The organism is Bacillus sp. DTU_2020_1000418_1_SI_GHA_SEK_038, assembly GCF_032341175.1.
Taxonomy (GTDB): Bacteria; Bacillota; Bacilli; order Bacillales; family Cytobacillaceae; genus Cytobacillus.
This window is the reverse complement of the sequence record NZ_CP135435.1, coordinates 1,633,662-1,645,024: the sequence shown is the minus strand read 5'-3', so window position 1 is coordinate 1,645,024 and position 11,363 is coordinate 1,633,662. Positions and strand designations below refer to the sequence as shown.

General features: G+C 35.1%; 12 protein-coding genes. 3 read left to right on the top strand and 9 right to left on the bottom strand.

The features are described from left to right. The first annotated feature begins 129 nt into the window (after positions 1–129). Entirely contained in the window at positions 130–327 is a 198-nt protein-coding gene (locus tag RRV45_RS08150; protein WP_315668316.1) for an alpha/beta-type small acid-soluble spore protein, read from the top strand. Positions 328–403: 76 nt separating this feature from the next. On the opposite strand, the gene RRV45_RS08145 is transcribed toward RRV45_RS08150, so the two are convergent. The 6 genes from RRV45_RS08145 to RRV45_RS08120 form a co-directional block, all read right to left on the bottom strand. Further along, a complete protein-coding gene (locus tag RRV45_RS08145; RefSeq protein WP_315668315.1) occupies positions 404–1,570 on the bottom strand; it encodes an anti-sigma factor domain-containing protein in 1,167 nt (388 codons plus the stop codon). Then, positions 1,567–2,313 carry an RNA polymerase sigma factor SigI gene (gene sigI, locus RRV45_RS08140; RefSeq protein WP_315668314.1) on the bottom strand — a complete coding sequence of 249 codons (747 nt, stop codon included), beginning with the start codon at positions 2,311–2,313 and terminating at the stop codon, positions 1,567–1,569. The genes RRV45_RS08145 and sigI overlap by 4 nt, the downstream gene beginning before the upstream one ends. Positions 2,314–2,453: 140 nt before the next feature. After that, the gene (locus tag RRV45_RS08135; protein ID WP_315668313.1) at positions 2,454–3,689 is read right to left on the bottom strand and encodes a DUF5667 domain-containing protein; all 1,236 of its coding nucleotides are present in this window, start codon (positions 3,687–3,689) and stop codon (positions 2,454–2,456) included. Positions 3,690–3,839: 150 nt separating this feature from the next. After that, on the bottom strand, positions 3,840–4,313 hold the full coding sequence (locus tag RRV45_RS08130; RefSeq protein ID WP_315668312.1) for a hypothetical protein: 474 nt from the start codon (positions 4,311–4,313) through the stop codon (positions 3,840–3,842). Between the two features lie 158 nt (positions 4,314–4,471). Further along, entirely contained in the window at positions 4,472–5,851 is a 1,380-nt protein-coding gene (gene nhaC / locus RRV45_RS08125) for a Na+/H+ antiporter NhaC (RefSeq protein ID WP_315668311.1), read from the bottom strand. 229 nt (positions 5,852–6,080) lie between these two features. Continuing rightward, positions 6,081–7,661 (bottom strand): peptide chain release factor 3, encoded by a 1,581-nt coding sequence (locus RRV45_RS08120; protein WP_315668310.1) that lies wholly within the window; start codon positions 7,659–7,661, stop codon positions 6,081–6,083. A gap of 192 nt (positions 7,662–7,853) precedes the next feature. Between RRV45_RS08120 and RRV45_RS08115 the strand changes: the two genes are divergently transcribed. Beyond that, positions 7,854–8,723 (top strand): metal-dependent hydrolase, encoded by an 870-nt coding sequence (locus tag RRV45_RS08115; RefSeq protein WP_315668309.1) that lies wholly within the window; start codon positions 7,854–7,856, stop codon positions 8,721–8,723. Positions 8,724–8,768: 45 nt separating this feature from the next. Here RRV45_RS08115 and RRV45_RS08110 read toward each other — a convergent pair whose 3' ends face one another. Next, positions 8,769–9,371 (bottom strand): cell wall hydrolase, encoded by a 603-nt coding sequence (locus tag RRV45_RS08110; protein ID WP_315668308.1) that lies wholly within the window; start codon positions 9,369–9,371, stop codon positions 8,769–8,771. Positions 9,372–9,656: 285 nt separating this feature from the next. Here RRV45_RS08110 and RRV45_RS08105 point away from each other — a divergent pair, with 285 nt between their 5' ends. Next, positions 9,657–9,995 (top strand): hypothetical protein, encoded by a 339-nt coding sequence (locus RRV45_RS08105; RefSeq protein ID WP_315668307.1) that lies wholly within the window; start codon positions 9,657–9,659, stop codon positions 9,993–9,995. Positions 9,996–10,067: 72 nt separating this feature from the next. On the opposite strand, the gene RRV45_RS08100 is transcribed toward RRV45_RS08105, so the two are convergent. Together RRV45_RS08100 and RRV45_RS08095 are read right to left on the bottom strand one after the other, a co-directional pair. Then, a complete protein-coding gene (locus RRV45_RS08100; RefSeq protein WP_315668306.1) occupies positions 10,068–10,682 on the bottom strand; it encodes a hypothetical protein in 615 nt (204 codons plus the stop codon). Next, positions 10,666–11,193: an RNA polymerase sigma factor gene (locus RRV45_RS08095; RefSeq protein WP_315668305.1), complete on the bottom strand. Its 528-nt coding sequence runs from the start codon at positions 11,191–11,193 to the stop codon at positions 10,666–10,668. The genes RRV45_RS08100 and RRV45_RS08095 overlap by 17 nt, the downstream gene beginning before the upstream one ends. Positions 11,194–11,363 lie beyond the last annotated feature (170 nt).

Genomic DNA, 11,363 nt, shown 5'->3' with positions numbered 1-11,363 from the left:
GCTTTAAATTCATAAAGTTTTATCTATAACGAAAAATATTTCCACTTATCAATTGACCATTATTTAAACATACTACAATTACAGAGAAATAAATAACCTCTGTCAAACAATGATAGGAGTTGAGAAGAATTGGCAAATAGCAGCAATAAACTACTAGTTCCCGGTATTGAACAATATTTAGATCAAGTTAAATATGAAATCGCACAAGAATTTGGCGTACAGCTAGGTTCTGATACTGTATCTCGCGCAAATGGTTCAGTAGGCGGAGAAATTACAAAAAGATTAGTGAAGCAAGCACAGGCGCGCATGTCTGGAAATAATATTTAGCTTTAAATGACTTTAATCCAATATAGATGGATTCAAAAAAGTCCGGTTCTCACCGGACTTTCCATTGCCATTTATGTTAATCATTGTCACGATCCTTTTTATCCTTGTCCTGATGCCACTTATCCTTGTCTTTTCTGTTTTCATTGGCTGATTTAGATTTTTCTTTATTATCTTCACGATCATTCAATTTTGAATGAGCTTCTTTTCCATTCCCTCTTTGATAGGAAGGATTCTCATCCTTGTTTTTCTGTTTATTTTTTTCTAATTGCTTCCCATTATTATTATTTTTTTTTTCATTCTCCTGTTTGTTGCCGTTGGGTTTGTTTTCACGTTCCCCTTTTTTTTCCTGCCCAGGAGGAGTTGTTTTTTCAAATTTAATTTTGTTTGATTGTTCAGATCCGTTATTTCGATTTGACGCAGGCTCTTTTTTTAGCTGTCCAGGTGGAATAGTGGAATGTTCACTTTTCGGATTATTATTAGTCTCTTTATTGTTAGGATTTCGAGATTGATCTGATTTCTTGTTATCTTGCTTATCTGGTTTATTTGAACCAGGTTGATGTTCAGTTTTCTTTTTCAATTGAGTTTCTTTATATGATCCAATGGAAAGACCTTTTTCTTTCGCTTCTTTTCTATCATTAGGAGATGCATCCATAACCTTTACTTCTAGCTTTTCTTTTTGAATATTCTCTTTAATTTCAGTTATTTCTTCATTCCACTTTGATTCAAGTGCTTTATTTTCTTTCTTTGTATTTACTGTAGCAATAACGATTTCATAATTATCTTTTGCATACCCTTGATCTTTAATTTCCTCTATTATCTGACCCGTAATAACCTGAATATTTTTTTTCTTCCAATCATGAATGTGTTTAACTATTTGTTCCCCTTCTTCATTGTAAGGCTTTATTTCAATTACTTGAAACTTATCATTAATCGCTAGTTCAATACTTGGATTAATATCGATAGACATATAGGCATAGACCTCATTATTTCCACTTAAAGAAAAAACAGAAGAACATACTAGCATGATTACTAAAGCTGCTGCGATAACGGCTTTAGCTTTAAAGCTTGAAAATATGGAAAATAGTGTCCGATTAGTAGTTTTATCGATACTTAGTGGATAAAAATCGATTTCTTGACCTATTTCGTATTGTCTATTAAGTTTTGCCGCACGCAGAAATTCACCTTCTGGGGTTAATAGCGTTAAAAAACGTTCATTTATTTCCATTATTATTCCTTTTTTCACGTTTCCAACACCCCTTTAATATAATCCCTTAAATACACATAATCACCAATTAAAATAAGTGACATTGCAATTATGTATTTTCTATTTCTCTCAATTGTTTTTCTGCTAATAGAAACAATGTTTTCAAGCTGTTTGATAGGCAATCTTTTCTTTTCAAGTAATATATGTTTTAGTTCATTATTATCAGCAATTAATTGTGCCACCTTCATTGCATTTTTCCTTGCGTCAGCATGCTTTGGGGATTGCTGAATTAAATCATTAAATGATAGCTCGAATCTATTAAGGACTTCATTAAAGTGAATAATTTCTTCTCTTCTTGCTTCTTCATCTGTTTTCCTATTGTAATCGTTTATTGACAGCTCATTTTCAATCGCAGCTCCAGTCTGATCATCCTCTCTATCACTTGCACTATAATCAAGTTTCAAAACTTGATGCTTCGACTGAGTACGAATATAATCAATAACCCTTCTCTTAATTAAGACCTCTGAAAAACTTATTAATGAACTCCCTTTTTCAGGTGAGTATTTTTGTATTGCTTCATTAAAAGCTATTAGACCAATACTGAATTCATCATCTGAGTCATATATATATCTTTTACAAACTGATGATACCGTTTTAGCAATAAATGGTTTATATGAATTTATTAGTTCATCTTGCAGGACTGTATCGCCTTGCTGTATTAAATGAACAGTCTCTTCTATTGTTTTTTTTCGCTTTTTTGCCATGAACAACAAACCTAGCAATAGCCTCACCTCTTTTATCCAAAACACATTATATCATACGGTGGCGAGGAACGTTTTATAAGGGTTGACTGCATGATTAGGAAAAGAGAACTTAATTTAAGTCCTCTTTTTCTAATAAATTTTTAAATCCTTACAAAATATTAGTCATTTTTCCCATTTCCTTTATTTTCATGATCCTTTTTATGTGAGTGTTTTTGATCATGCTTGGCTTCTTGAGCTTGTTTTCTGGCTTTTTTTAATTCTTCACGTTTTTCCTTTGCATCCTCGCGGGCTTGCTTTGCTTCTTGTTTAGCAGCTTCACGTTTTTGTTTTTCTTCTGCTTTTGCTAATTCACGTGCTTGTTTTTCTTGCTGCTTCTTTAAATCATGTGCTTTTTTCGCCTCAGCACGTTCCTCAGCTTTCTTTGTTTTTTCCTCTTGCTTCTTATTGATCACTTCAGCTTGATTAGTATTCTCAGGGATAATAGCTTCAGCATTATCCTTGTTTACATCTTCTTTGGCGGTTTTATCTGTTTCTGCAGCTGTAGTCTCATCCTTGCTTTCTTGGTCATTTGCCACTTCTTCTTCTGAATTAGCCTCTGACTCAATATCTATTCCATATTTTTTATTTAGTTTCTCAATCTTTTTCGCTAGTTTTTCATAGCTTTTATCAATATTTTTTTGCAGTGCAGCCTTTGCAACTGGATTTTTCACCTTTTCCAATGCCGCTTTTAAAGCAATAATGTTTTGTGACATTATTTCTTCCAATTCATCGACTGGCTTTTCTTCTACATCTATATCAACCGCCACTTCATCATTTGCAGCCACTTCTTCAGCATCGGTCTTATCTTCTTCCGTCTGTTCTACTTTTTCAGTATCCTCTTCAGCAGACTCTTCGCTCGTAGGGTCTTCTTGCTCTTTGTTCACTTGATCTTCAGCTTTTGATAAATTTTCTATTGCTTCTTCAATTACTTTCATTGCCTCAGCTTCTTTTTTCTGTGCAAAAAGTGCTTCAGCTTCAGCAAGGCGCTCTGCTGCAAAAGTGGCAAGTAATTTAGCTTCCTTTTCATCGTCAAAGGTAAGGGCTAATTTGATTTTTTCTAAGGCAATTTTTGCGAAATAGAAAAAGCTTCCAGGGACTAGAGATGGCTTTTCAGCACTGACTACATCTATTGTACTTTCTTGATTATTCGTTCCTGCATCAATTTCTTTATTTTCAGTTTGGACATTGTTTTCAGTTGTTTGATTATCCAAAACTACCGTTTGATAATTTTCTGGGTTCTCTGTATTTTCGGCTGCAGATGCTAGTGAGGCAGTTAATGTGAATGTTCCCGCCAAAACTACTGCTAATGTTCCTTTTGCTATTTTGTTGATTTCCTTAGTTGATAAAAATTTCATCTAATTTCACCTCATAGTTATTTTCTTAGCGGCCGCTTTTTTCACTACAACTGTTCGCAGTTGATTAGATGGTTTTTGGGGGTTATTAAACAAAAAAATTTACAAACACAAAAATAGCCTTAACAAAACAGTTGTTAAAGCTTAAAACTACTATAAGACTCTTTGTTTCCTAATTGTTAATATTAACCACCTTACCAAAAACCCAAAAACTAATCCTGGAATTAAAAAAAGCATAGGTAGAAACACTGGCCCAAATAATACCCCAAAAAGGGTTAGTTTTGTTGAATACATTAGCCCAACTGTAACAAAATAAGCACTAAAGACAAATGGGAGGTAGGAAAGCTCTTCGTTTTTTATCATTGCACTTCGATAAGAATCCCACATAGCAAACATATATAAACAAGGATAAAACATTAACCATTGGAAATCAGTTACCTCGATCGCATTTTCAATTTCCCCTAAAAAGCTATACATGATGGCCCTATTGAAATTGCTGAACACATTAATTGTAATTTCAAGTACAACAAAAAGTATGCCCTTCCATATGTGTCCTGATAATAACTGACTAAATCCAGGCAGAGCAATACTCCATAATACCGCTTCCAGTTTTGTAAATGATTTCATCTCATCACCAGCCAAGTTTCGATAGTATTATTTTGCTCTGGATCGATGTTAAATATTTTCCATATCCCAATTAATTTCCAATTTATTTCCTACAACATTCGACAAAAAACAAATGTAAAACAAAAAAGTGAAAGAGCAGCCTTTAATTAGCCACTCTTTCACTTTTTCGCAATGGTAAAGCCTGTGATACCATAAAAAACAGTTAATAATGGAGATAAAAGGCAAAAGAAGGTAAACGGTAAATAGCTAATCGTGTCAACTCCTAAAACACCGGTTAAAAACACACCACAAACTCCCCATGGGACGAGCGGATTAATAACTGTTCCGGCATCCTCCAGCGCCCTTGAAAGATTTTTTGGATGTAATCCTGCCTTTTCATATGCCTTTTGATAAGCATTTCCAGTGAGGAGAATAGAAAGATATTGTTCTCCAAGAAGAAAATTAATGCCTATAGCTGTACCGGCGGTTGAAGCAATTAAAGTTGGAACACGATTTAAGCAGTCTTTTATTCCCTGTAATAATGCTGGTAATATTCCTAATTTAAAAAAGAGACCTCCCATCGAGAGAGCCAACAAAACTAGTGAAATGGAAAACATCATACTTTCCATTCCTCCCCTTGTTAACAGGGAGTCCACTTCCTTTACACCACTATCAGATTGAAATCCAAAAAACAAAAGATTCATCATTTCTTTTAAGCTAAATCCTTTTTGGACAAAGAAACTGATGAATAATGCCGATAAAATACTTGCAGATAATGTCGCAAGGGCTGAAACCTTTTTTATCGCTAAAAAACTCAATATTAAAAAAGGAGCAAGGGAATACCAATGAACAAATCCCTGATCAACTAATGTCTCCTTTAATAAGCCGATTTGAGAAAAATTCGAAACTGCCTCCTCAGGAGATAAAACAGCAAATAGGACGAATGAAATGAGAAATGCAGGAACAGTTGTCCAAGCCATATTTTTAATATGATCAAATAAATCCACCTTTACAATCATCGAAGCCAGATTCGTTGTATCTGAAAGCGGGGACATCTTATCTCCAAAGAAGGCACCTGAGATAACCGCTCCAGCCGTTAATGCTTCTGATAAGCCTAGGGCAGAAGAAACGCTCATAAATGCAACGCCAATTGTTGCTGCTGTCGTTAATGAACTGCCGATACTCAGCCCAATAATAGAGGACACGGCAAAAGCTATGGCGTAGAAAAACTTCCCGTTCACAACTTCTAATGCTAAATATATAAAAGTCGGAATCGTTCCGCTTGCCATCCAGCTGCTAATCAACATGCCAATAAAGAAAAAAATAAAAACAGCCCCAAGACCGGATTTTGCACCACTTGTAAGGCCATCCTCTAAATCTCTCATGCTTATTTTCTTAAAAAGTCCAAAGCCAATTAGGAACATAATAGCCAAAACAATCGGTATGTGAGGGACTACTCCAGCAAAAATAATTGCACTGCTGATTCCGCCTAAAATAATTACTGTAATGAAAAAGGCCTCCAAAGGCTTAAGAGTTATTGATTGTTGTATGTGGTCCATGTTGTGACGCTCCTTAGTATCCCAGAACATTTACACTTAAACGCTTTTTAGCACTAAAGTACAAATTTATAATATTAATATAGTGTTTTTTCAACCTTATGTCAAGTTATGTAGGGGTTTTATCCTAGGTCACTACTAAAATTCGATCATACTAGAAAAGTATTATATACATCAAAAAAGAAAAACGGCTCCTTTAGCAAGCCGTTTTTTAGATAAGCTCTTTATATTATTAATGCTCTGAATCCATAGGATTATACAATTTTACTTCTGGATTTTTTTCTTGAAACCAGCGAAGTGCGAAATCATTTTCGAATAAGAAGACTTTCTTTTCAAATCGGTCATGGACAAGAAGGCTTCTTGAACTTGAAAGGTTTTCATTCACATCCTCACCATCAACCCAACGAACAATTTTCGATCCAACTCTTTCCATAATCACTTCTGTATTATATTCATTTTTCATTCGGTGCTCAAATACTTCAAATTGAAGCTGTCCAACCGCTCCTAAAAGTAAATCTTCGGTTTTCACGGTTTTATACAGCTGGATTGCACCTTCCTGAACTAACTGCTGAATCCCTTTATGAAAATGCTTTTGTTTCATCACATTTTTCGCATAAACCTTAACGAAAAGCTCAGGTGTAAATTGCGGCAGCCGTTCAAATTGGAAATTATCTTTTCCCGATGTTAACGTATCACCAATTTGATATGTGCCAGGATCATATATACCGATAATATCACCGCTAACAGCTACATCAACGGTGCTTCGATCGTCTGCCATGAATTGGGTAGACTGGGCCAGCTTTATTTGCTTGCCTAGTCTAGGGATATTCACAGACATCCCGCGCTCAAAACGGCCAGAACAAATTCTAAGGAAAGCAATGCGATCCCGATGAGCTGGATTCATATTAGCTTGGATTTTAAAGATAAAGCCTGAAAAGCTTTCAGATAAGGGATCAATTTCACCAGCAGTTGACTTTCGGGCTTGAGGAGGCGGTGCGAACTGCAAATAGGATTCTAAAAAAGTCTGAACACCAAAATTCGTTAAAGCACTGCCAAAGAAAACGGGGGTAAGCTCCCCCTCTGCCAATTTTTCAACCGAAAACTCGTTCCCAGCCTCATTTAACAGCATTACTTCTTCAAGTGTTTGCTCATAAAGGCCTGATGCTTTAATAGCATGATCACCATCTATTTCCCCATCTTCATTCAATGGAAGAAATCGCTCCTTCTCCTCTACACGAAATTGCTCAATTCGATTATTAAAACGATCATAAATTCCAAGGAATTCCTTTCCCATTCCAATCGGCCAATTCATCGGGTATGATTGAATGCCCATTACTTCTTCAAGCTCTGCTAGAAGCTCTAATGGTGTTCTTCCTTGGCGGTCCAATTTATTAATAAAGGTGAAAATAGGAATGCCTCTCATTCGGCAAACTTTAAAAAGCTTTAAAGTCTGCTCTTCTATTCCTTTTGCAGAATCAATGATCATCACTGCACTGTCAACAGCAGTTAGTGTCCGATACGTATCTTCACTAAAATCCTGATGCCCAGGTGTATCCAAGATATTGACACGCGCACCCTTATAGTCAAATTGCATCACACTGGACGTAACAGAGATTCCCCTCTGCTTCTCTATTTCCATCCAGTCACTCGTTGCATATTTTCCCGTTTTCTTTCCTTTTACCGTCCCAGCATCTCTGATGGCGCCACCAAATAAAAGGAGCTTCTCAGTTAAGGTCGTTTTCCCTGCATCCGGGTGGGAGATGATCGCAAAAGTCCTGCGTGATAAAACTTCTTCGTTAAACTTATTTACCATTATAGTTCCTCGCTGACTCTCAAATTTAATCATACCTTCAATTTTAGCATTTCTGAAAAACAGATTGCAATACAGTATATTTCCATTACAAATGGGATTTTACAAAATTGTTTAAAATAGCCTTTAAGGCAGATTGTGTCTATAATTAAAATAGATTTTATACTAAGACTATTCTTTTTGGAGGAGATCGTTTTGGATTCGGTTACTCACACCTTATTCGGTCTCGCCCTTTACGGGACTGTTAATAAAAAAGATTTGGATAAAAACCATAAAAGAGCCTATCTTGTGACTGCTGTTGGTGCAAGTCTAATTCCCGATATTGATGTTATTTCCCGGTTTTGGGATACAGAGGGCCTTTATCAAATGTGGCATAGGGGGATTACTCACTCGGTTTTCTTAACACCTATTTGGGCCCTGCTTTTTTCACTCATTTGTTTAGCCATTTTTAAGATTAAAGATATGAAGTTATTCCTGCTTGGATGGCTTGCAGTTTTCATACATGATACGAGCGACCTTTTTAATGCTTGGGGAACTGGCTATTTAGAACCTTTTTCCACTCAAAGGATTACATTTGGGACGATCCCTATCGTAGATTTAGTATTTTGGGGAATTTTAGGGATAGCTTTTATTTTATCAAGAAAAGAGAAAACAAAGTCTCCTTATTATTTTAAGCTTGCATGGGCATTTATTGCCTTACATCTTATCGTTCAAACGGCTCAAGGGTATATAATTTACAATCAGTATGACGATCAGTATGATCAAGTGGCTCTTTCCGCCGGTTTTGTTCCTTGGACCTTTTCTGTCATTACGATGAAAGATGATCAGGTTACTATTTTTCAAGACAATCTTTGGCAGGACCGAAAAGTTCAATATGTCCTTGAATCAGCAGCCGAAGCTGATTTAGACAAATTGTTTGCTGAGCGCCCAGAAGCAAAAACACTTTATGAGTGGTCACCATTCGTTGTACTCGTAAACGATCAGGAGCGTCTCGGCTTATATGATCCGCGATTTTATCGTAATGGGCAATCATTTTTATTTGAATATATTGATAAAAACAAATAAAGTTGAGGGCAATAAACCCTCATCTTTGTTCTTTCGTTAATTCAATTACTTCGCAAATCTGTGATTGCCTATTACGGTTGTCACCGTTTTTGTTCTTAACCATTTACTATTTGTTTTATCGGGATTAAAGAAAAATATTGACTCATTTCCTTGCCCCTGGAGAGCTAAAGCTTCCATCATAGCTTTTTTAGAATCTTCACCAGAAGGCTCATTAATCGATCCATTATCAACTGGTTGGAATTGTCTTTTTTGATAAATAACATCTTTAATCTTATCCGGGAATCGGTCATCTTCTACCCGATTCAATACGACTAATGCAACGGCTACCTTTCCCTCATGCGGCTCTCCTTTAGCCTCTGCATGTACAAGCCTTGCAAGGAGGTCTTTTTCAGCCTTAGAAATTGTTTCTGGTAAGATAAGCTTTTGACCTGGATGAATCTTTTTCGACTTTAAATAATTTATTTCTTTTATCTCTAGCTCAGATACTCCGTATTTCAATCCAATTTTAAAAAGGGAATCGCCTTTCTGAACAGTATATATATCTACATGATCCAATGTTTCAGCATTGACATGTGTATTCTTAGATTGGATAAACTGGAATGAGAGCATCATGAGTCCTGCAAGCATAGCTGCTGCAAGCTTCTTCATTATTTCTCCTCCCTTTAAGTAAAGACTGATTATTATGGTTAAAATCCTTGGCAAGTTATGTGCCAACATTAATTACCCTAACATAGTTTAGTCATAGTCTCCAACTTAATATTTTCCATGGAATGAAAGGAATAAGCAGGAAAAATTAATAGCATATATCCATTTTAATGAGATATTTCATTATAGTTAGTTATTAAGTACTAAAGGTAATCACTAGTTTCGAACCATTTCTTAATTGGAAAAATAAGTTATTCTACTAATAATCGAATATAAGGGGGAATTTAAATGAAAAGGAGCATGATCATTCTGCTAATTTTAATGCTCGTAGGAACTGTTCAAGCTTTTGCATCACAAAACGATGTGAAAAAGCCATTTAATGCAGAAGGTATAGATTCAGAAAACATCAAAGCCGGACAAGTATTCAACACAATTGAAGAGAATTCAAATGCAAAGTCCGATTGGCCGGACGGAACAATAAACAATCTTAACGATGATGAATCAACTAATGGAGAGCCCCTTTGCTGGTACTGTACAAAATATGCTTACGGCGGGGGAGATGGCAATGTTCCGCGATATAAGGTATGTGTCGAAGGATTTTGGAGTAATATATGCCGTGCTCAATAGAATTTCTAATTAAACTCGGATGCAAATAAACGAAGCCCTCCTAAAAATGGACTTCGTTTTTTGTAATGGTTACTATTTCAAAGGCGTTTCGATATATTCATGAATGGAATTTACTTTATCAATAAAAACTGCACTATTTTCCCTAGATAAAAGATAAAAGTTTTCTTGTTCTAATTCTTTTAAGTAGACTAATCCGTCCTCTGCCCATACTTTTATTTTTATTGTTTCATGATTTTTAAAAGTAAGAAGCAGATCATATAACGGCATAGTTTGAGGCTCATAAGAAACGTTTTGAGCATTTTTTATAAATTTGTTAAAAGTAAGATTCCAGTCATCATCTTCAATGAAGTAAATACCCTTTTGATTCCCCCCCTCTTTCTGAGTAAATGTATGATTGGACTTTGCGGGAGATAATGTCATTTGAGTAATCGAATTATTCTCTATTGTATTGAGCAGACTTGTGGTTTGGATTAGATCTTTTTGATGAAAAACAATAAAGGCAAATAGAACACATGCAGCAAACGAAACTGAAATAGTTAATATTTGTGGAAAAAGGTTCTTCGTTCCTTTTGTTTGTTTATTCATCTCATCCAAGATTTTCAATAAACTTAATTGTTTTTGCTGATTTGAGCGAGGTATATGCTTTAATTCTTGAAAAGAATGATCATATTCAGATAACTTCCTCACGGCTAACCCTCCGTTTTAGTAATTCTTTTTTTAACGCTGCCATTGCTCTAGAGGTTGTAATTTTAACTTTATTTTCATTCCAATTTAAAATTTCAGCGGTCTCCTTTATGGAAAACTCTTTAATCTTTCTTAAAATAATCACTTCCTGATAGCTAATCTTTAATTTTCGAATGGCCTCGTAAAGAATTGTAATATTCTCCCCTTTTAGTACAATTTCTAGCGGGGATTGCTTTTCAGACTCGAATTGATATTTATCTATTGAAAAAAATTGATACAACCGCTTTTTTCGTAAAAAATCGATCGTCACATTTCTGGCAATACGAAATAACCAAGTAAACATATGAGACTCTCCATTGAATTGGTTTAGACTTCTAAATGCTTTGATAAAAGCTTCTTGAGTCAAGTCTTCAGCAATCTCTTTATTATTTACTAGGAGAAATATATAGCCGTAAATTTTATCACTATATTCTGTGTATATTTGTTCAAAATGTTCTGCAGAATTTCTTTTCATTTTATCCGCTCCCTCATACAAACTATTAGACGAATAAGGTACAAAAAAGAATCACTTTTCAAAACATATTAATAACTAATGTTGTAATATTCCCTACCTTACCAATTGATAGCAATGATTTCCAGATCAATTTTTCCTTAAATTCAATAGATTTTTAGATATGTATATCT